Source organism: Franconibacter daqui, assembly GCF_014644275.1.
Taxonomy (GTDB): Bacteria; Pseudomonadota; Gammaproteobacteria; order Enterobacterales; family Enterobacteriaceae; genus Franconibacter; species Franconibacter pulveris.
Genome location: NZ_BMKJ01000001.1, coordinates 1,523,520 through 1,544,072 on the forward strand (window position 1 = coordinate 1,523,520; position 20,553 = coordinate 1,544,072).

Here is a 20,553-nt window from a genome sequence, read left to right on the forward strand (position 1 = left end):
GCCTGTGAAATGCATTATTTACTGCTCGGCGTCGCTATTATTTGCGAAGTTATCGCCACCACCTGCCTTAAGCTCTCCGACAGCTTTACGAAACTGTTGCCGAGCATCGCCACCGTGGTCTTTTACGCGCTGTCGTTCTACTGCCTGACTTTTCCCATGCGCACGCTGCCGACCGGCGTCATTTATGCCATCTGGTCAGGCGTCGGCATTGTGCTGATTGGTGTGGTGAGCTGGCTGCTGCTTGGGCAAAAGCTGGACTGGCCGGCAATTATCGGCATGGCGCTGATTATTGCGGGCGTGCTGGTGATAAACCTCTTCTCCCGCTCCGTGGCGCACTAAGCACAGCGCGGTTAAACCCGCATGCAACAAAGACGATTGCCGTGGAAACTTTGCATTCCTGACACGCCTTTTCATCGCTTTTAAATTCGCAATAATAACCAGACGTTATTATTGCGATAGTGCGCGCACCGCTGATTAGAAAGGGACACAAAGAAATGCTAAAGAAGGCGTTAAGCGCTCTGCTGCTTTGCGGCGCGCTCTTTTCCGGACAATATGCCGCCCACGCGGGCGCACATGAATTCTTTAATGTGAAGAACCCCGACTCGCAGTTGCGCCATGAAGCAGACAGCGATGAAATTCGTGCCGCCGCGCAGGAATCTGCCGATACCCTGCGCGAGCATCACGGCTGGTTCAGCTCACGCAAGCCTGGCCGCCACGCGCAATAAAAAAGCCCGCTTTCGCGGGCTTTTTCGTCAGGCGTTTTTACGCTTCGGCAGGGTTTTCAGCAGCTCGTCAGGGCTGATGGATGCCACCACGCTGCCGGGCTGCGGCATTTTCAGGATATGATTTTTAATTTTGCCGACCACGTGCATTTCACACGGTTTGCAGTCGAACTTCAGCGTCAGCACTTCGTCGCCATGCACCAGCTGCATCGGCGTCGCCTTCCAGCTCTTGATATTGCCCTTCGCCTGTTTCGGGCAGAGGTTGAAGGCAAAACGCAGACAGTGTTTGGTGATCATCACCGGCACGTCGCCTTTCTCTTCATGCGCCTCGTAGGCGGCATCGATAAGCTGCACGCCGTAACGCTGGTAGAAATCGCGCGCTTTCTGGTTGTACACGTTAGAAAGGAACGTCAGGTGCGTTTCGGGGTAAACTGGCGGCGGTACGGAAACCGGCTTACGGCGCCCGCGCTGGTAATTCGCCAGACGCGCGTCGTCCAGCGCGTCCATCGCTTCGCGGCGCAGCGGGTTCAGCAGGCTGTTTGGCACAAACAGCGCGCCCGGCAGCGAAACAGTGATATTTCGGGCGTAATAGATAGTCTGTCCGAGTTTCGCCAGCCCCTCTTTGAGGTTCGCCATTGCTTTCTCGGCGTTGTTCGCCACGTCGAACTGCCCTTCCAGCGTGCGGGTTACGCTCACGCCATCTTCACTGGTGACGGTCAGGATAAGCTGCTCCTGCCAGCCGCCCAGCTCGATATCCACCCCCACGCGACGCTCGCTGGAGGTTTTTAGCAGCGCCTGCTGCCAGTTGTGGTCCAGGTTGCGGTTCAGACGATGAGGCGGACGCAGGGTTTTCAGCGCCTCCGGCATCTCGTTCGGGAAGACGCGGTAGCGGTTTTCCCCGGTTTTCTCCGCCACGTTCACGCGAAAACCCACCACTTCGCGTTTGATCATCACGTTCAGGCCATCGCCGTTCGCCAGCGGCTCCGTCGTTTCCACGTCCAGATGATCTTTACCCACCTTCAGCACGTCGCCCACCGGCAGGCCGACAAACGTCGGCGTATCGAACGCGCCGATATCGATTTTACGGGCGTTGACGAAGTAATCGGTGCTGCCGCGATGGAACGTTTTTTCGGTGGAAGGCACAAAATAGTGCGCGGTGTTGCCTGCAGAAGCGCGCGCCAGGTCGCCGCGGTCTTCAATAATCGCATCCAGCATCTGGCGGTAGTGGGCGGTGATGTTCTTCACATAGCTCATGTCTTTGTAGCGCCCTTCAATTTTGAAGGAACGCACGCCCGCGTCGATAAGGGCCGCCAGGTTCGCGGTCTGGTCGTTGTCTTTCATCGACAGCAGATGTTTTTCATATGCCACCACGCGGCCCTGATCGTCTTTCAGCGTATAAGGCAGACGGCAAGCCTGGGAGCAGTCGCCGCGGTTAGCGCTGCGCCCGGTTTGCGCGTGAGAAATATAGCACTGGCCGGAATAAGCGACGCACAGCGCGCCGTGGATAAAGAATTCGATAGTCGCGTCAGCCGCGTCGTGGATAGCCTGAATCTGGTTCAGGTTAAGCTCGCGCGCCAGAACAATCTGCGTAAAACCGGCATCGGCAAGGAACTTCGCCTTTTCCGGCGTGCGGATATCGCACTGGGTGCTGGCGTGCAGCTCAATCGGCGGAATATCCAGCTCCAGAATGCCCATATCCTGCACAATCAGCGCATCCACGCCGGTCTGGTAGAGATCGGTAATCAGCTTTTGCGCGGGCTCCAGCTCGTTGTCATGCAGAATCGTGTTCAACGTGACAAACACTTTCGCGCCGAAGCGATGGGCGAACGGCACCAGCTCGGCGATATCCTTCAGGCTGTTGCTGGCATTATGGCGCGCGCCAAAGCCGGGGCCGCCGATATAGACCGCGTCTGCGCCGTGCAGAATGGCCTCACGGGCGATGCTGGCGTCACGGGCGGGGCTGAGCAGTTCGAGATGATGAGATTGCAGGCGCATAAATTTTGTTCATTATTGGTCATGGAAAGGCGGCTATTGTAGTCAGAACCCCGGCAGATCAGAAATAGTTTCGCCGCCTGGCTTTACGGGCTATTGCACAGGGCGGCAAAGCATGGGCGGATTTGTTATTTCCTGCGGGAAAGCGCGGTGGGTATGCTGAGGCGGTATTCCTGATTGTTCACCTCAGTATCGCTAGTCGTTGTAGTTTGTCGTTGTCACTTGCCGCAAGCTTGCTTGCGGTTTTTTTTATGCCGTTTTCACGTAATGGATGAGCGAGTGAAAGCGCACCGGCAGCGCGCTGGCGTTGCGGTAAGCGTGCGGCTCATCGCCCCGAAACCGCAGCCCTTCGCTAGCGGCAAGGCGTTGCCAGCGCCCCTGGGTTTGCATCTCCAGTTCGCCTTCTATCACCACCACGTGCTCAATCACCCCGCTTTCGTGCGGCGTGGATTCGCTGACGGCGCCCGGCGCAAGCGTGATGGCGAAGAGCTCAAAGCGCAGCGCTTCATCCCAGGGGAAGAGCGGCGTGACGATCATCGCCTGCTGCTGCGGATCGTAGGCGGTGGGCGCGTGCGCGGCGGGCGGCGCGATAAAGAGCGAAAACGGCACGTTGAAGCCAGTGGCGATTTTCCAAAGCGTCGCCACCGTCGGGCTCGACTCGTTGCGCTCTATCTGCCCGAGCATCGCTTTTGAAACGCCGGTGAGTTCCGCCGCCTGCGTCAGGCTCAGGCTACGGCTCAGGCGCAGGGTTTTCAGCGTGGCGGCAAGATAAGTGGCGATATCCATAAGGTGGCTGGCTTCCAGGGCGGGTTGATGAGGCGTTAACGATACCACTGCGCCGCAGTCTGCTTCCAGCCCGCTGGCAACCCTCGCCGCCGTGCCGCCCTTTTTCACGTGTCGTTTACCCCGCCACGTCTTTTACTGACCAGTCAATAAACGTAAATCTTTTGGCGCAAAAACAATGACGAAAAAAATATATTTTTACCTTACAGACGCTTCAGGGAAATTATTCCCTCTGCCGCTTAAGGCGGCGGGCTATTATTCTTACGCATGATAATTCGACTGCTATAGTTAGTTACTCATGCGCGCGCAATTACTTTTACTTCGCGGCGCGTTTATGCAATGAAGCGATGACTCTCAGGAGGTTGGTATGACTGAGAACAGAATCCGTTCAGAAAACTCTGCCGGGTACGCACCTCTGCCGCTGCACGCCGGCGGGCGGCGCGGCAATAAAGATGGCGTTGGCTACAAAAATACCCATGAAAGATCGGTCGATGCGGGGCAAAAAGCGGGTAAAACAACGCCTCCGCCAAACGATCCGCCCCAGGAGCGTAAATAAACCCCGGCAAGGGATTGCCCGTCTTATTATTAGTATTCAACTGAATAAGCCTGACGATAATTCCGCCGTAACCAAAAAACGTTATCCGAGTAATATTGCCGTTTGCCCTGCGATTTATTTCCCGCTCCGCCTGTTTTTTGCAAATAAACGCCTGGCGACGCGTAGCTGCTGAAAGTCAGCCCGGATTGTGCGTTATAACGCACAATGTTATTCTGCATGGACGTTATAACGCACAGTGGAGCTTTCATGCGTCAGTTTTCTCTTCCTCTTCCCACCGTACTGGCGGGATTCGTGGCGGTGCTGGTCGGTTACGCCAGTTCCGCCGCTATTATCTGGCAGGCCGCGGCGGCGGCGGGCGCGAACATCGCGCAGATTGCGGGCTGGATGACGGCGCTCGGTATCGGCATGGGCGTCAGCACGCTTGCCCTGAGCCTTTGGTATCGCGCGCCGGTGCTGACGGCCTGGTCTACGCCCGGCGCGGCGCTGCTTGCCACCAGCCTGCAGGGCAGCACGCTGAATGAGGCGGTGGGCGTCTTTCTCTTCGCCAATCTGCTGATTGTGCTTTGCGGCGTGACGGGGTTATTTGCACGGCTTATGAAAATTATCCCGCCCTCGCTTGCCGCCGCGATGCTGGCCGGCATTCTGCTGCGCTTTGGGCTGCAGGCCTTCAGCGCGATGGAAGATCATTTCTGGCTGTGCTGCAGCATGCTGGCCGTGTGGCTCGCGGCGAAAGCGCTGATGCCGCGCTATGCCATTGTGGCTGCGCTGCTGGCGGGGCTCGCGGTTTCCTGGCTTGGCGGCGAAGTAGATAGCGCCGCGTTGCACTTCAGCGTGGCGGCGCCCGCCTTTACCGCGCCTGAATTTACATTCGCTTCACTGACCGGCATTGGTCTGCCCTTTTTCCTGGTGACCATGGCGTCACAAAACGCGCCGGGGCTTGCGACCATGCAGGCGGCGGGCTACCGCTTACCTGTCTCGCCGCTTATGGCGATGACCGGCGGGCTGGCGATGCTGCTGTCGCCCTTCGGCGTCTTTTCCATCTGCATCGCCGCCATTACCGCCGCTATCTGCCAGAGCCCCGACGCCCATCCGGATGTCCACAGGCGCTGGCTCGCGGCGGCGGCAGCGGGCGTTTTTTACCTGCTGGCGGGCCTGTGCGGCGCTTCAATTACCTCACTGCTTGCCGCATTGCCGCTGCCCTGGATACAGACGCTTGCCGGGCTGGCGCTGCTTGGCACCATCAGCGGCAGCCTGCACCAGGCGCTGGTGAGAGAAAACGAGCGCGACGCGGCGATTATTACCTTTCTGGTGACCGCGAGCGGCGTGACGCTGCTGGGCGTCGGCTCGGCATTCTGGGGGCTGATGGCGGGCGGAATAAGCTACGCGGTGCTGGCAACGACACGCCGTGGCCCGGCGTTAAAACAAGAGAAACAGGTATGAAAAAGGGAGCCGCGGCTCCCTTTTATTTTATTTGCTGTCGCCGCTTTTTGTATCAAACAGGGCGGCGTCGGCGGCCATGTCGTCCACCACCTGCTTAAGCGTTGCCAGGGTCATCGGCGTTTTTTCATTGTTGAGCGTTTCGCCTTCGCCCTTGCGCACGACTTTCACCACCGGCTTGTTGGTGGCCGCGTCAATCAGTTCGCCTTCAAAATAGAGATGTGTATCCATGGTGCGGTGCCCGGTCGCCATCTGCGTGCCCGCCACCAACAGCGCCACCGGCACCACTTCATAGAACTGAAGCCCTTCTTTGCTGCTGTCCACGCCAGTGATGGCGCCGCGGAAGATAAGGCTGCGCGGCCCCGGCGTTGTCACCAGCGGTTTGCGCTGCTGCGCGGCGGTTTTCAGCTTATTGTTGGTGTAATTGAGCAACCCATCCAGCACCTGCTGCCCCACCTGGGTTGTCGGGCGGGCTTCGGGGTAGAAGGTCACGGGGTTATAGACAATGCTGTCGTAACTGGCGCTGTTAAAGGCAGGGTCCACCCAGCGAAGCACCGGTTTGCCGGTCGCCGATTTCGTTTCCTGCAGGCTGGAGTAATCTTTTAAAAAACCGGAATAGTTTTCAGGCTCAGCCACTTTTGACGCGCAGCCAGCCAGAACCAGCAGCGAAGAAAGCAATGTCGCCTTAATAAAACATTTATTACGCATTTTTTGTTCCCTGTTATGACGAATTAACCGGGACGTTATAGCAAAAGCGCGGCGGGATTACGGCGTAATAATGCGGTTTACTGATAAATTCAGGCTAACTGAATACTTTCAATGCAGCCAGATTTATTTAATTAATAAATCAAAATAACACATTCACAAAAACAATAAATATGGCGGGCACGCAAGGGCTTGCCCGCCCTGCCATTATGCTTTTCTGGCAAGAAGCGTGGCGAAACGCAGTTTAATGCGGTTGCCATTTTCATCCGTTTTATGAAGCTCGCCCGGGTTCTCGTTATATTTAATCAGTTCCCAACCGGCGTAATAGTTTTTTAATTCCCCTTCACTAAACGCGAAAGGAAACCCGACATTACAGGGGTAATCTTCAGTATTCATCGCCGCCACAATCAGGTTATATCCGCCCGGTTTCGTGCAACGCTGCATATTTTCTATCAGCCGTGGAATGGTGGCGGGCGACAGAAACATCAGCACTACGGTAGAAAGGATAAAGTCATAGTCGCCGTCAAAGGTCATGGCGTTCAGGTCGGCGATATCCGCCTTCAGGTTAGCCAGAGATTCCGCTTCAATAATGCGTTGCAGATTCGCAATGCTCATCGGGTTTTTGTCCCATGCGGTCACGTCAAAGCCGCGCGCCGCCAGATAGAGACTGTTGCGCCCGTTGCCGCAGCCGAGATCGAGCGTTTTGCCCGGCTGCACATAGCGCACGGCGTTCAGCACTTCTGAATGGGTGGCGGTCAGGCCATATTTTTCAGTGAAATAATTTTCGTCGCGAATAGTCATTACGAGGGTTCCTGCGTCGTTTCTAAGATGTATTTGATCTGCATTTTAAGGAAGCGGGCAGCGCGCCGCCAGCGCTAAAAACTCTGCTACGTTTATTGCAGAGCGTGATGAGGAAAGCGGAACCATGAGCAAATATGAGCTGGGCCACGAAATACGTAAGTTTACCTGGTCTGAAGGGGGCGAGAAAAAGAGCGTTGATCTGCGCCAGATCCGCGCCCTGCGCGACTTTGCCGATGTTAAAGCCGGCGCGCCTGGCGGCTGGGTGGAGGATGACGCCAGCCTCAGCCAGCAGGGCGACTGCTGGATCTACGATGAAAACAGCGTGGTGTTTGGCGGCGCCAGAGTCAGCGGCAACGCGCGCCTCACCCAGCCCTGCGATATTCGCGACGGCGCTAAAATCAGCGATAACGCCTGGATTGACCACGCGCAGATAAGCGACCATGCCCACGTCAGCGGCAACGCCATGGTGCAACGCTCCCAGGTGCGGGGCGAATGCCACATCTTCGGCGAAGCGCGGGTGATGAACGGCAGCCTGGTGCTGGCGGCGAAAGGGTTGACGCCCGATCGCGAGCAACAATTGCATATCTACGGGCACGCAACGGTCAATGCTTCCCGGGTGGTGCATCAGGCGCAAATCTATGGCCATGCGCTGCTCAGCTACGCCTTTGTTGAGCATCGGGCGGAGGTGTATGAAAACGCCATGCTGGAAGGCAACGAAGAGAATGATGTCTGGGTATGCGACTGCGCGCAGGTTTACGGCAACGCCCGCATCGTGGCGGGAAAAGGCGAAGAGGATGTGCCGACGCTTCGCTACAGCGCGCAGGTTTACGGGCATGCCGTCGTGGAAGGCAACTGCGTGCTTAAGCACCATGTGGAAGTTTTTGACCACGCCCGCCTCTCAGGCGGCCCGCTGATGCTGGACGACGGCGCGCGCATTTTCGGTAACGCGCAAATCAAAGGCAACGTGCTGATTGAAGATGGCGTGCAGGTTTTTGATAACGCCGTCGTCGAAGCTTACAACGGCGACCCGCTGCATCTGCGGGGGCGCAGAACCCTCAACGGCGACCAGCATATTACCCGCACCCCGATGCTGGGCGCGCTCTAGCGCCGCTTGTCGACGATCAGAGCATAGATGTTCTGATCGTAAAACTGGCCGTTGAGGTATTCCGCCTCTTTCAGCGTGCCCTCCAGCCGGAAGCCGTTGCGCAGGGCCACGCGGTTGCTCGCCTCATTGGCGACGCGGCATTTTATAACGAAGCGCCGCACCTCGCCCGAATCCGCATAGCGGGCGATAAACGCCTGTAGCGCCTGTGACAGCAGCCCTTTACCCTGCCAGGCCTCATCCAGCCAGTAACCAATGTAAGCCGTTTTGTTGGAAGGCTCTATCTGGTTAAACGACAGCACGCCTATCAAGCGATCCTGCTGTAGAATCATGAACATTTTCGCATAGCCGCGGTGGTGCAAAAGATAGTTGCCCTGGAGCGTTTTGCGGGTGTCTTCCGCCGATTTCACCTGCTTTGGCCAGTCCATCGCTTTTTGCAGCGCGGCTTTATTGCGCACTACCAGGTCATACAGCGCTTCGGAAAACGCCTCGTTCACGGAATGAAGCTTAAGATGGTCGTTTACGATGATTACCTCATCCTGCCAGTTTGGGATGTCCTGCAAGGGAGCGCTCCTGAATGCGTGCGAATAAACCTGATAGTTAACATAGCCTGGCGAGCAGCAACACCACCAGAATTTATGGTTTGCTGTAAAAAGCGGCAACTGCACCAGGCTCGCTCACCAAACTGGCGCAGCGCCGACGCCTTTGCGCCGCTATTGTGCCCGCTTATGGCTGCGGCTGGCTGGTATAGAAATTGCTTAACGTTTTCGTAACCACGAAGGAGACGAAGAATGAAAGCGATCATTATTGGCGGCGGCATAGGCGGCCTTAGCGCGGCGATAGCGCTCAAGCGTTGCGGCATCAGCACCGAAGTTTACGAGGCGGTAAAGGAGATAAAACCCGTTGGCGCCGCCATATCCATCTGGCCGAATGGCGTAAAGTGTCTTAACTGGCTAGGCATGAAAGAACCTTTAGCCTCCCTCGGCGGACCGATGGAGTTTATGGCTTATCAGGAGTTCCGCCAGGGCCAGACGCTGACGCGCTTTAGTCTTGATCCTTTAGTGAAAAGCGTGGGCGAGCGCCCCTACCCCGTGGCGCGGGCGGAATTGCAGGCTATGCTGCTCGCCGCCTATGGTCGCGACGCGGTGCAGTTTGGCAAACGCGTAACGCATATTGAAGAGACGCCCGGCGGCGTTCGCGCCTTTTTTAGCGACGGACATATCGCCGAAGGCGACCTGCTGATCGCCGCTGACGGCACCCATTCCGTGATTCGCCCCTGGGTGCTGGGCCATCAAACGGAGCGCCGCTATGCCGGTTATGTTAACTGGAACGGGCTGGTGGAGATTGATGAATCCATTGCGCCGGCGAACCAGTGGACCACGTTTGTCGGCGAGGGCAAACGCGTTTCGCTGATGCCGGTGGCGGGCAACCGTTTCTATTTCTTTTTCGACGTGCCGCTGCCCAAAGGGCTGGCGGAAGATCGCACTACCGTGCGCGAGGATCTTAAGCGGTACTTCTCCGGCTGGGCCGCGCCGGTGCAAAAGCTGATTAACGCAATCGATCCGCAAACCACTAACCGCATTGAGATCCATGATATTGAACCCTTTATGCAACTGGTGCGCGGGCGCGTGGCGTTGCTCGGCGACGCCGGGCACAGCACCACGCCGGATATCGGCCAGGGCGGCTGCGCGGCGATGGAGGACGCGGTGGTGCTGGCGATAGCCTTGCAGACAAACTCCCTTGGCATAGAGGACGCGCTGCTGCGCTATCAGGACAAACGCGCCTGGCGGGTAAAAGACCTGGTGCTGAAAGCGCGCAAGCGCAGCGACGTCACGCATGGCAAAGAGATGAGCGTCACTGCTGGCTGGTATGAGGAGCTAAAGAGCGAAACCGGCGACCGCATTCTGGCGGGCATGCGGGAAACCATTCTCGGCGGACCGCTGGCCTGACATCGTTGCACCCATGTTGTAGTTAGAATCTGAATCCTCTTCGCAAAATGGCGTCAGCAATTGACGTCATTTTTTTGTACGCTACTATGACTTCATAAACTGACGCCACGGAAGGAACTATGGGCTATGGCAAAGAATATTTAAGGAAAAAGCACCACCATACGTTATGTCAGGTTTTCGCCTCGCCGGTTTCGACGGCGATAAAATGGCAGGATATTGAAATGCTCATCATTGCGCTCGGTGGCGAAGTGAACATGGGCCGAGGCTCGCGCGTGCGGTTTCTGCTCAACGACTCGGTAGCCCATTTTCATCGCCCGCACCCCGACCCGACAACGGACAAAGGCGCGGTGCTCGGTTTACGCTACTGGCTACAGGAACAAGGAGTTATGCCATGACCACTACGTTACCGCCCAACACGCTGCTGATTCAGGGCCAGCCAGCGCTCATCACCTATGAGCCCGAGCTGCGGCTGTTTCGCGGCCGTTTTCTGGGGCTGACAGGCTACTGCGATTTTATGGCCGACAGCCTGAAGGGATTGCAGGAGCAAGGGGAAATTTCGCTCGCTGAATATCTGGCGGATTGCGAGGCGCGTTCAGTCGCCCCTTTTGAGCGCGCAGATAAGCTAAAAACATTCACGCTGCGCTACCCTGCCTCGTTTAGCGAACGTCTGGCGGTGGCCGCCGCTGAGCAAAACATGTCGGTGAACAGTTTTATTGTCGATACGCTGGCGAGGCGCATGAAGCTGCGCTGAGACGAAAAAAAGCCCCGCTGCCGGGGCTTTTTTAACGCTTCTCGCGAGCGTCAGCTCATCGCATCTGGCGGTCGTCAACTTATCGCATCTGGCGATCGTCGACGTAGTTGCGCTTATCCGGCGCGGGCGGGAAATACTGATAAAGCCAGGTTTCGCTGATGGCCTCGCCCTGGCAGCGCAGGAACATGCGCATTTCCACCGGATCAACCGAGTCGGAATTCGGATACCAGTCGAACAGGATGCGATAGCCGTCGAAAGGCTCGACGTAGAGGATCTCCACCTGCTTCGCTTCGCCGCTGGAGAGCGTTATCACCGGTTCGATGCCCTTCGGCGCCGACTCTTTCAGCTTGCCGCCGATAAAGTCGATGGCGATGCGGCGCGACCACTGGCTCGGGTAATGCTCGCCCGGCGCCCAGCCTTCCGGGAAGCTGCCCATGCCCGTGCGGGTGGCGTAGACGCGGGCAAGCGGCGTATGGACCGGCGCGTCGCCGCTCCAGTAAAGACGGTATTCGAAGTTAAGCTTATCTCCCGCCTTGACCGGTTTCTCCGGCTGCCAGAAGCAGACAATATTATCCAGCGTTTCGCCGGTGGTCGGGATCTCCATCAGCCCAACGGTGCCCTTGCCCCAGCGGTTGCGCGGCTCCACCCACAGGCTCGGGCGCTTGTTATACCAGCCCATAATGTCCTGATAACTCTCAAACTTATGGTCGGTCTGCAACAGACCGAACCCTTTCGGGTTCTCATCCATAAACGCGTTGAACTGCAGACGCTGCGGGTTGTTCAGCGGACGGCAGACCCACTCGCCGTTGCCGCGCCACATGGCGAGACGATCGGAGTCGTGAATTTGCGGATGGATGGTGTCGCACATGCGGCGCTCATTGGTGCCGCAGCTAAACATGCTGGTCATCGGCGCGATGCCGAGCTGTTTAATGTCTTTACGGGCGAAGAGGTGATTTTCCACCTCCATCATCACCTGGGTCGACTCACAATGGATAGTAAATTTGTAAGCGCCAGTGATGCTGGGGCTGTCGAGCAGCGCATAAACCACGAACGTGGTGTCATCTGCTTTCGGCGTTTCAAACCAGAAAGCGGTGAAATCAGGGAACTCTTCCGGCTGGTCGGTGAAGGTGTCTACCGCCAGGCCGCGGGCGGAAAGGCCATACTGGTAAGTGCTGTCCACCGCGCGGAAGTAGCTTGCGCCGAGGAAAGAGACAACGTCGCGTCGCGCCAGCTCAGGCGCTTTGAACGCGCGAAAACCGGCGAACCCGAGGTCGGTCTGCCCTTCCAGCTGGCGGGTATCCACGCCCGCGTCATGATAGTTAAACAGCTCCGGCCGGAAGTGAATTTCGCGCGCCTGGCGGCTGGAGGGGTCGACCGAGAACATGCGCACGCGGCGGCGAAAACCCATGCCGACGTGGAAGAACTGCACGTCGAGCTGACGGCCTTCAATGTTGTTCCACAAGGCGTGACCCGCGTCGTACTGAATACTGTTATAGGCCTGCGGCGTAAGCGTAGCGAGCGTGTTCGGCAGCGGTCGTGGCGCGCCGCCCCAGGGGTTCTTTGCAAGGCTGCTCGCCATGTTCTGCAACTCAGAGAAATCAAACGCGCGGGTCTGCCCGTCGGCGATACCGGCCTCGTCCGCCCAGGCCGTACGGGAAAAGAGACCGGCCATGCCGGGCGCGCCACACGCCGCGGCGAGTGCGAATGAGGCTTTGATAAAACGTCTGCGGTTCATGCCTGAGAAATCGTCCTTAGTTGTCGATACAGGTTGTCCTGCCCACGGGCAGAACACGGCAAGTGTTAAGCGATCAGACCGCACACTGTAGACAAAATTCAGAATGAAGCCAATAGCCAGCCGAAAACTTATTTTTCTTTTACTTTTCAGAAAGTTATTTGTCAGCAAACGGCAAGCTAACGTCCGCACGGGCTAAGTCTAACGTCTTAATTGTGAAAGGAATTTCAGGACAGCGCGACGGCCGGGAAAGCGCCGGATAAAACGCGAAAACCAGCTTCGTTATCAGACGATTCCTCCTGGTTGCGCGTCATCGATGGCAGCATGCACGTATTCAAAAAAAATATGTCTGCTCCTCTTGCCAGACGAAGCGCCGAAGGGTAGTTTCAGCGACGCAGTCCGGCGTGATGCGCCGTCATCGCACCGGCTGTATATGCCTTTTATTCCTCCCGCTGGGAGGGTCCGGCGCCACAATAAAAATCTCGCCGGATAACACCTGAATTTAATGATGATAGCTCGCGGTGGCCCGGCCTGGCCGGGTTCTCTTTGAGAAACACCGATAAAAAAACCCCGGCGCTCAGCGAACCGGGGTTTTTAATTTTATGAAGGTTACTTCACGCTGACGTCGATGCCGGGAAAATACTTTTTCGCAAGCTGGTCGATGGTGCCGTCGGCGCGCACTTTATCGATAGCGGCGTCGAGCTGTTTTTTCGTCGCCTCGTCGCCTTTGCGCAGGCCGAAGCCGATGCCGCTACCCAGGATCTTGTCATCCTCTACCGGCTTGCCGATAAAACCAAAGCCCTTGCCCTGCGGCTTGCTGAGGAAACCGCCCTGGCCTGCGGCGGACATCACCAGCGAAGCGTCGATACGCCCGTTCACCAGATCGCCCCACGCCATATTCTGATCTTTATAGGAAATGACCGTCACGCCCTGCTTTTCCCAATGCTCTCTGGCGTAGGTCTCCTGAATGGAGCCTTGCAGCACGCCGATGGTTTTGCCTTTCAGCGCTTGCGGCGTGGCGTCCAGCGCGCTGCCCGCTTTCCCCACCAGCTGTGAAGGAATACGATAAATCGGCTGGGTGAAGTCGATGCTCTGGCGGCGCTGGTCGGTAATGTTCATCGCCGAGTTAATGGCGTCGAACTTTTTCGACATCAGCCCCGGGATCAGCGCGTCGAATGAGGTTTCCACCCATGAGCACTTAAGCCTGGCCGCCTTGCAGATGGCGTTGCCGAGATCCACGTCAAACCCTTCCAGCTCGCCCGCAGCGTTGCGGCTTTCAAACGGCGGGTATTCGGCTTCGATGCCATAGCGCAGTTCGTCTGCGGCAAAGGCCGCACAGGAAAACATCCCAAGCGTCAGGCACAACACTTTCACTTTGTTCATCTTCACCCCTTCTTAACGTGGCTTTACCTGGCAGAGCGCCTGCGCGCCTGCCCTTAACGTCGCTTCATCTTTGGCAAAAGAGAGGCGAATGAGTTTGTTATCGGTTCCGTCGGCGTAGAACGCGGAAAGCGGAATGGTCGCCACGCCGTAATCGGTGATAAGCCGTTTGACCAGTTCGCTGTCCGCCTCGTCGCTGAAATGCGCGTAGCTCGCCAGCAAAAAGAACGCGCCGCCGCTCGGCAGCAGTGTAAACGGCGAGGCCGCCAGCAACTGCTGCATCAGGTCGCGCTTGCGTTGATAAAAGTCACCCAGCGCCAGATAGGTTTCCGGGTTAGCCATGTAATCGGCAAAAGCGTACTGCATTGGCGTGTCGGCGGAAAACATTAAAAACTGATGGACCTTGCAGACCTCCTCCATCAGCGCCGCCGGGGCCAGACAGTAGCCCACGCGCCAGCCGGTAACGTGAAAGGTCTTGCCAAACGAGGAGACAATCACGCTGCGCTCGGCAAGCTGCGGGTGCGTCGCCATGCCATGGTGACGCTCACCGTCAAACACGATGTGCTCATACACTTCGTCAGAGAGAATAATGATATCGGTGTTCTTCGTTACCGCCGCCAGTTGCTCCAGGTCCGCACGGCTGAAAACCTGCCCGCTCGGGTTGTGCGGCGTGTTGACGATTATCATGCGGGTGCGCGGCGTAATGGCGGCGCGCACCTCATCCCAGTCGACGCTGAAATCGGGCACCGTCAGCTTGATGGCGACGGGCGTCGCGCCCTGCAGCCGCACGATGGGCGCGTAGCTGTCGAAGGAGGGTTCAAAATAGATGACCTCATCGCCCGGATGCACCAGACCGCTTATTGCAGAGTAGAGGCCTTCGCTGGCGCTGGCGGTGATAAGAATTTCGCTTGCGGCGTCATAGCGCGCCTGGTAGAGGCGCGCCACTTTTTCAGCAATCAGCTCCTTCAAGCGCAGCAGGCCAGTCATCGGCGCATACTGGTTATGATTAGCTTGCATCGCCCGGGTGACGCCCGCCGTGAGCTGCGGGTCGCAGGGGAAATTGGGCGCGCCCTGAGAGAGGTTGATGGCGTTATGCTGCGCTGAAAGCTGGCCTATCACCGTAAAAATCGTGGTGCCCACGTCGGGCAGTTTCGAGCGGCTCTGTACCGGAGTTTGCATCATCACACCTTCACTTAATCACAAAATATGCATAACTATTCAACAGAATGGTTTGCCGCCACAACCGAATTGTTGTCATAATAGCCATGCATAAAACGCATAGCTGGAGCAAGCATGTCGCGGCGCACTTTTCCTCTCACAGCGGTGGATGCCTTTCTTGTCACCGCCCGTTTTCTTAATCTTACCCATGCCGCTCGCGAGCTGTGTCTGACGCAGAGCGCAGTAAGCCGAAAAATCGCCGCGCTGGAAGCCTGGTTCGGTTTCGCCCTGTTCGAGCGTCACGCCCGCGGGCTGCACCTGACGCCGCAAGGCGAGGCGCTGTTGCCCGACCTGCAACAGGCGTATGGCGAGCTCATCCGCACGGCGGAGCAGGCGCGGCACAAGCAGAGCGTGGTGCGCCTTAAAGCGCCCACCTGCGCCATGCGCTGGCTGTTGCCAAAGCTGATGCGGCTCGAAAAAAGCCTGCCCGATATGCAGGTGGCGCTCACCACCACTATCGGCCACGGCGTGAGCTTTAAAACCGAGCCTTTCGACGCCGCGATTATTTTCGGCTCGCACAACCGGGGCGGCGATCTGCTGTTTGAAGAGGCGCTCACCCCCGTCGTCAGCCCTGCGCTGGCGGGCGAAAACCCGATCGCGCTTGATTCGCTCTCAGGATTGACTTTTCTGCACCCCACTCGCGATAAAACCGACTGGACGCTATGGCTTTCTCAGCAAACAGCGCCGCTGCCCGCCATGCGAAAAAATCAACACTTCGACACCATGGATCTCGCCATCAGCGCCGCAATCCAGGGCTTCGGCATCGCGATTGCCGATCTTAATCTGGTGGAGGAGGATTTACGCGCGGGCCGGTTATTACGCCCGTTTCCTGGCAGCGTAAAAACCGGTGCCGCTTACCGACTGGTGATCCGCGAGCAGCCAGAGGACGCGGCGCCGCTGCTCGCCTTTCGCGAACAGTTGCTTACTCTAAGCTGACGTGGTGTTTCATCACCCGTTTAAAAAGCTGCATGCGGGCGCGCATAAAACGGTTCTCAAGCTTAAACCCCGCCCGCTTATCAAGCCCAATGCGCAACAGCCGCTCGCGCCCGCGCAGGCTCGCCCACCAGCGCACCGGCCCTTCCAGCACCGGCGGCGTGCCGGGCTGATAGTGAGCGAAACGCGCCCAGTAGTCCGCCACCTGCGACGCGAAAGCGAGGTCGCCGGGCGTGACATACTGGCAGGCAGGCTCGGTGAGGCGCAGCGTATCGAAAACATACGGCACCTCGTTGCCGTGCCACGCGCCGTTGGCGTAGGTTTCCCGCTCCGCCTCAGCCACATAGTCGAACCAGTAGCGCCAGCAGGGTTGATTAATGCGCTGCTGCGCCTGCATCACCACAAATCCGAGCGTGGTGAAAGCCATGTCGCGGCAGACCTGGCGGCCCAGTTCTCTGTCTTCCCGCACGCCGGGGTAAAGCAGGCGAATCAACCCTAACCCCAGCCGCCGTTCCCGACGCAGCTTCGCTATCTGCGCCTCCAGCGAAACGCCGAAATACGCCAGTACGCTCGCCTCGTCGCTGTTGCTGCCGACCAGCACAGGCATGGGATGCTGCTGCGCGGCGAAGAAGGTCTCCAGCATCGGTTGTGGCAGCACGCTGTCGCCACAGATGGGAACCGGGGCGATATTATGGGGTGCCGCAAGCGACCAGAAGGCGTCGGCGGGTAAGGCGCGAAGCTGCGCCGCGCTGGCGTTCTCAAGGCCGAAATGGGTCGCCAGCGCCACGCCTTTTCGCAGCGCCTGCTCGCGCGGCGTATCCGCAAGGGTATAGCCGCTTTGCACGCAAGCCTTGTGAAATAACCCTTTCGCCAGCGGCGAAGCGAGCAGCGAGAGGACGCTGCGCGCGCCGGCGGACTCCCCGAATAAGGTGACATTGTCACGATCGCCGCCAAACGCCGCGATGTTCTCCTGCACCCAACGCAGCGCGGCTATCTGATCAAGCAGTGCGAAGTTATTGACCGGCGTCTCTTCTTCGAGCGACGGGTGGGCGAAAAAGCCAAGATGCCCCAGCCGGTAATTCACCGTCACCAGCACCACGCCGCGTGCGGCAAGCCGCCTGCCGTCATAAGGCGGCAGCCCGCCGGAACCAAGCGTGAAGCCGCCGCCGTGGAGCCAGACCATCACCGGCAGCGCGCCCTGCCGTTCAACGGGCGACCAGACATTCAGATAAAGGCAATCTTCGGAAAAGGCGCCCGGGTCGCCGCCTGCGAGGTTTTTACAAAAGTCGCGATTCTGCCAGCTCGCCGCGCCGAAACGGTCGGCGTGCAATACCCCCTGCCAGCTGGCCGGGGGTTGCGGCGCGCGCCAGCGCAATTCGCCTACCGGCGGCGCGGCGTAGGGAATGCCGCGCCAGACTGCTATATTCTCTTCTACCACGCCCGACAGCAGCCCCTGAGCTACTGCGACTTCCGGCGAACTCTCCATTTACTTTTCCTTTTCAGCATCACTGCTGAGAGCGTAGCGCGCTCAGAGCAGACCGCAACGTCGCTTGCTGCGATCTTCCGCCTCCTGATATAGCGTGAACTCGTTAAACACCGGGCAGCCGAGCGCCGCCTCGAAGCTCTCGCGGCTGGCGTTGCCGTGGCTGCGGGCGCGGTTATCCGCTCCCAGGTTGGACTGAAAAATCCCGGCGGCGCTGACCGGCAGAAAATCCTCATAAATGATAGGCTGCGCGGTAACCCAGCCGCGCTCAATCAACAACTGCGGGTCATCGCCAGGATGAATGGCGTGACGGTGCGTTTCGCCCACCGGCGTTAAGCGGTAACGGAAATAGGCCAGCCCCTGGCGGCGCAGCAGCGCGTCGCTGTCCGGAAAGCGGCTGAACACCTCCTGCAGATGGTACTGGTGGGTAAAGTTATCTTTGCCGCTGCCCGCTTCCTGCAAAAGCGCATCGTACAGCGCCCGGCCTTTCGGCGTGAGCGCCATGCCGCGCTGCTCGATTTCGCCAAACCGCGCCGTGTGGGTGCCCGCGCTTTCGCCGGCAAACATTATCGGCTCCTCCAGCGCCTTGAAGCTGGTCTGGCGCAGCAGCACCGGAAACTCCCGGCGCGGCGGGCCTTCAATCAGCGCTTTCGGCGTGATGCCATACTCCGGCATCAACGCCTGCACCCGGTCAATGTCCAGCGTGCGCGGCGTCAGGTGGTTGATATGGCAACCGCGAAAACAGACCACGTCGGCAATCAGGCGGTGTTCATCATGCAGCGCCTGGTAAGTCTGCGCGTCTACGGTGGCGTGGCTGTGCCAGCGGAAGGTTTCCAGCGCCTCGCGCACAAACTCCTTCGCCTGATCTTCCGTAAAGCCGCCCTGCTCGTCATAAATATCGAGTAAAGCGTAACAGCGCGGCGTGAAGATATCGCGCTTCGCGAGAATGGCGGCGGCGCGTTTCCTGAGCTTTTCGTTTTCAATCAGCTCAAGGCGCAGCAGCGAGGTGAAGATGCGAAACGGATTGCGCGCCAGCGCGACGTCGTCGACCGGGCGAAAGGCCGTCGAGTGCACCGGCACCCCCGCCTGGGAAAGATCGTAATAGCCAACCGGATACATGCCCATAATCGCAAAGACGCGCCGCAGCGTGGCAAGCTCCTTCGCCGTGCCGACGCGGATCGCCCCATGGCGCTCCACGTTAAGGCGCGCCAGTTCGTCGGCGTTCGCCAGCTGTTCATGCAGCTGCGGGTTATTCTCCAGAACCCCAAGGTTAACGTCCGCCACCAGTTCAAGCAGCGTGCCGTACTGCGGCACCTCTTTCTGGTACATCGCCGACATCGCCTGTGAAAATTGCTCCCGAATATCATCAGCCGTGATGCTGTTCGCCATATTCTCGTGCCTCCAGTGAGTATTGATGTGAGTGTAGAGAACGACTTACGCGCCTGGTGGGAACAATGTGTAAATTGTGATCTACAGCGGCAGTGACGATTAGTGATGCCTTTTCCATTATTCATAACTATCGGTTATGCAAATATCGCTATAAATTCACTTTAATTTAACATTGCGTTTACACAGACTGCCTGCAGGCGATTAAAACAACTTTACCCTGTACCCTGCCTGATGGAGTCCCCTATGAGTGAAAAATGGCCCGCGCGCGAGGTCGTGCACCGCGATTACAATCAACATCCGCCCGCGTTTGCGCCGGGCTATAAAACCAGCGTGCTGCGCTCGCCGCGCAATGCGCTTATCTCGCTGCAAAGCTCGCTTTCCGAAATAACCGGCCCGGTGTTCGGCGAGCAGGATCTCGGCCCGCTGGATAACGACCTCATCATGAATTACGCCAAAGAGGGCCTGCCGATTGGCGAGCGCATCATTGTGCACGGCTATGTGCGCGACGGCTTCGGCCGCCCGATGAAAAACACGCTGGTGGAAGTGTGGCAGGCGAATGCGGGCGGGCGCTATCGTCACAAGAAAGATCAATACCTGGCGCCCATCGACCCGAATTTCGGCGGCTGCGGCCGCGTGCTGACCGACGAAAACGGCTACTATTTTTTCCGTACCATCAAGCCCGGCCCCTATCCGTGGCGTAACCAGGCAAGCGACTGGCGCCCGTCGCATATTCACTTTTCGCTTTCCGGCGACGCCTTCGCCCAGCGGCTGATCACCCAGATGTACTTTGAAGGCGACCCGCTTATCCGCCAGTGCCCTATTGTCCGCACTATTAATAACGACGACGCGGTGCGCACGCTGATTGCCGAGCTGGATACGCACGCGGCGGTGCCGCTGGATTGCCTGGCTTACCGCTTCGACCTGGTGCTGCGCGGCCAACGCGCCACGCTGTTTGAAAACCGTACGCAAGGAGCCGCCCGATGAAAGATTATCTGCCGGAAACCGCTTCGCAGACCGCCGGGCCCTATGTGCATATCGGCCTCGCGCCGCACGCGGCGGGGTTTCACATTTTTGAGAAAAATTTCAACCACGTGCTGACCAACAGCCATACCGTAGGCGAACGCATCGTTATCGAAGGCCGGGTGATTGACGGCTCGGGCACGCCGGTGCGCGACGTGCTGCTGGAGCTCTGGCAGGCTAATGCCGCCGGGCGCTATAACCACCCGGCGGATTTACAGCACGAAAAGGCGCTCGACCCGGATTTTCGCGGCTGGGGCCGTACCTGCTCCGATTTCGACAGCGGCGTCTGGCGCTTTGAAACGGTCAAACCAGGCGCGGTAACGGGGCGCGACGGGCGCATCATGGCGCCGCATGTCAACCTGTGGATCGTGGCGCGAGGGATAAACATCGGGCTGAACACCCGCATGTACTTCTCTGATGAGCAGGCGGCGAATGAAAAAGATCCGGTACTTAACCTGATTGAATGGGAAGTGCGCCGCAACACGCTTATCGGCGTCCGCGAGCAGCGCGGCGGCGAGGTGGTTTACCGCTTTGATATTCATCTGCAGGGCGAAAAAGAGACGGTCTTTTTCGACGTCTGACCCTTCACCCGGGCGCGCC

21 protein-coding genes are annotated in these 20,553 nt (G+C 58.3%); 11 read left to right on the forward strand and 10 right to left on the reverse strand.

Going from position 1 to position 20,553, the window contains the following annotated elements; genetic code table 11:
* The first annotated feature begins 9 nt into the window (after nucleotides 1-9).
* Nucleotides 10-339 (forward strand): DMT family transporter, encoded by a 330-nt coding sequence (locus IEX01_RS07210; protein ID WP_024560774.1) that lies wholly within the window; start codon nucleotides 10-12, stop codon nucleotides 337-339.
* Between the two features lie 155 nt (nucleotides 340-494).
* Nucleotides 495-725, forward strand: a complete 231-nt coding sequence (locus IEX01_RS07215) for a DUF2554 family protein (RefSeq protein WP_188723560.1) — start codon at nucleotides 495-497, stop codon at nucleotides 723-725.
* Between the two features lie 27 nt (nucleotides 726-752).
* On the opposite strand, the gene IEX01_RS07220 is transcribed toward IEX01_RS07215, so the two are convergent.
* Nucleotides 753-2,717: a peptidase U32 family protein gene (locus IEX01_RS07220; protein ID WP_048887513.1), complete on the reverse strand. Its 1,965-nt coding sequence runs from the start codon at nucleotides 2,715-2,717 to the stop codon at nucleotides 753-755.
* A 246-nt stretch (nucleotides 2,718-2,963) separates the two neighbouring features.
* Nucleotides 2,964-3,500, reverse strand: a complete 537-nt coding sequence (locus tag IEX01_RS07225; protein WP_188723737.1) for a helix-turn-helix domain-containing protein — start codon at nucleotides 3,498-3,500, stop codon at nucleotides 2,964-2,966.
* 364 nt (nucleotides 3,501-3,864) lie between these two features.
* Here IEX01_RS07225 and IEX01_RS07230 point away from each other — a divergent pair, with 364 nt between their 5' ends.
* Nucleotides 3,865-4,053 carry a hypothetical protein gene (locus tag IEX01_RS07230; RefSeq protein ID WP_024557528.1) on the forward strand — a complete coding sequence of 63 codons (189 nt, stop codon included), beginning with the start codon at nucleotides 3,865-3,867 and terminating at the stop codon, nucleotides 4,051-4,053.
* Between the two features lie 216 nt (nucleotides 4,054-4,269).
* On the forward strand, nucleotides 4,270-5,493 hold the full coding sequence (locus tag IEX01_RS07235) for a benzoate/H(+) symporter BenE family transporter (RefSeq protein ID WP_195826143.1): 1,224 nt from the start codon (nucleotides 4,270-4,272) through the stop codon (nucleotides 5,491-5,493).
* A gap of 27 nt (nucleotides 5,494-5,520) precedes the next feature.
* Here IEX01_RS07235 and IEX01_RS07240 read toward each other — a convergent pair whose 3' ends face one another.
* Together IEX01_RS07240 and tehB are read right to left on the reverse strand one after the other, a co-directional pair.
* On the reverse strand, nucleotides 5,521-6,198 hold the full coding sequence (locus IEX01_RS07240) for a DUF3313 domain-containing protein (RefSeq protein WP_024557526.1): 678 nt from the start codon (nucleotides 6,196-6,198) through the stop codon (nucleotides 5,521-5,523).
* Between the two features lie 204 nt (nucleotides 6,199-6,402).
* A complete protein-coding gene (gene tehB / locus IEX01_RS07245) occupies nucleotides 6,403-6,996 on the reverse strand; it encodes a tellurite resistance methyltransferase TehB (RefSeq protein ID WP_188723562.1) in 594 nt (197 codons plus the stop codon).
* A gap of 124 nt (nucleotides 6,997-7,120) precedes the next feature.
* On the opposite strand from tehB, the gene ydcK reads away from it, so the two are divergent.
* Nucleotides 7,121-8,101 carry a YdcK family protein gene (gene ydcK / locus IEX01_RS07250; protein ID WP_188723563.1) on the forward strand — a complete coding sequence of 327 codons (981 nt, stop codon included), beginning with the start codon at nucleotides 7,121-7,123 and terminating at the stop codon, nucleotides 8,099-8,101.
* On the opposite strand, the gene rimL is transcribed toward ydcK, so the two are convergent.
* Nucleotides 8,098-8,661, reverse strand: coding sequence for a 50S ribosomal protein L7/L12-serine acetyltransferase (rimL, locus tag IEX01_RS07255; protein ID WP_281732651.1), 564 nt, complete (start codon nucleotides 8,659-8,661; stop codon nucleotides 8,098-8,100). The two genes, ydcK and rimL, sit on opposite strands and share 4 nt — an antisense overlap.
* Before the next feature lie 228 nt (nucleotides 8,662-8,889).
* Between rimL and hpxO the strand changes: the two genes are divergently transcribed.
* The 3 genes from hpxO (at nucleotide 8,890) to IEX01_RS07270 (ending at nucleotide 10,798) form a co-directional block, all read left to right on the forward strand.
* On the forward strand, nucleotides 8,890-10,047 hold the full coding sequence (gene hpxO / locus IEX01_RS07260; RefSeq protein ID WP_188723564.1) for an FAD-dependent urate hydroxylase HpxO: 1,158 nt from the start codon (nucleotides 8,890-8,892) through the stop codon (nucleotides 10,045-10,047).
* 119 nt (nucleotides 10,048-10,166) lie between these two features.
* A complete protein-coding gene (locus IEX01_RS07265) occupies nucleotides 10,167-10,442 on the forward strand; it encodes a type II toxin-antitoxin system HicA family toxin (protein WP_188723565.1) in 276 nt (91 codons plus the stop codon).
* The gene (locus tag IEX01_RS07270) at nucleotides 10,439-10,798 is read left to right on the forward strand and encodes a type II toxin-antitoxin system HicB family antitoxin (RefSeq protein ID WP_188723566.1); all 360 of its coding nucleotides are present in this window, start codon (nucleotides 10,439-10,441) and stop codon (nucleotides 10,796-10,798) included. Before IEX01_RS07265 ends, IEX01_RS07270 begins: the two co-directional genes overlap by 4 nt.
* Nucleotides 10,799-10,877: 79 nt before the next feature.
* Here IEX01_RS07270 and IEX01_RS07275 read toward each other — a convergent pair whose 3' ends face one another.
* From IEX01_RS07275 to IEX01_RS07285, 3 genes are all read right to left on the reverse strand, one after another.
* Nucleotides 10,878-12,533 (reverse strand): glucan biosynthesis protein D, encoded by a 1,656-nt coding sequence (locus tag IEX01_RS07275; protein ID WP_024557519.1) that lies wholly within the window; start codon nucleotides 12,531-12,533, stop codon nucleotides 10,878-10,880.
* 606 nt (nucleotides 12,534-13,139) lie between these two features.
* Nucleotides 13,140-13,913, reverse strand: a complete 774-nt coding sequence (locus tag IEX01_RS07280) for an ABC transporter substrate-binding protein (protein WP_188723567.1) — start codon at nucleotides 13,911-13,913, stop codon at nucleotides 13,140-13,142.
* A gap of 12 nt (nucleotides 13,914-13,925) precedes the next feature.
* Nucleotides 13,926-15,095, reverse strand: a complete 1,170-nt coding sequence (locus tag IEX01_RS07285) for a pyridoxal phosphate-dependent aminotransferase (protein WP_048887507.1) — start codon at nucleotides 15,093-15,095, stop codon at nucleotides 13,926-13,928.
* A 108-nt stretch (nucleotides 15,096-15,203) separates the two neighbouring features.
* On the opposite strand from IEX01_RS07285, the gene IEX01_RS07290 reads away from it, so the two are divergent.
* Complete coding sequence (locus IEX01_RS07290) at nucleotides 15,204-16,064, forward strand: LysR substrate-binding domain-containing protein (protein ID WP_188723568.1); 861 nt, start codon at nucleotides 15,204-15,206, stop codon at nucleotides 16,062-16,064.
* Here IEX01_RS07290 and IEX01_RS07295 read toward each other — a convergent pair.
* Entirely contained in the window at nucleotides 16,051-17,547 is a 1,497-nt protein-coding gene (locus IEX01_RS07295; RefSeq protein ID WP_188723569.1) for a carboxylesterase/lipase family protein, read from the reverse strand. The genes IEX01_RS07290 and IEX01_RS07295 overlap by 14 nt on opposite strands.
* Nucleotides 17,548-17,589: 42 nt before the next feature.
* Entirely contained in the window at nucleotides 17,590-18,933 is a 1,344-nt protein-coding gene (gene hglS, locus IEX01_RS07300; protein WP_024557514.1) for a 2-oxoadipate dioxygenase/decarboxylase HglS, read from the reverse strand.
* A gap of 243 nt (nucleotides 18,934-19,176) precedes the next feature.
* On the opposite strand from hglS, the gene pcaH reads away from it, so the two are divergent.
* Together pcaH and pcaG are read left to right on the forward strand one after the other, a co-directional pair.
* Entirely contained in the window at nucleotides 19,177-19,917 is a 741-nt protein-coding gene (gene pcaH / locus IEX01_RS07305) for a protocatechuate 3,4-dioxygenase subunit beta (protein WP_024560763.1), read from the forward strand.
* On the forward strand, nucleotides 19,914-20,534 hold the full coding sequence (gene pcaG / locus IEX01_RS07310) for a protocatechuate 3,4-dioxygenase subunit alpha (protein WP_188723570.1): 621 nt from the start codon (nucleotides 19,914-19,916) through the stop codon (nucleotides 20,532-20,534). Before pcaH ends, pcaG begins: the two co-directional genes overlap by 4 nt.
* Nucleotides 20,535-20,553: the final 19 nt, after the last annotated feature.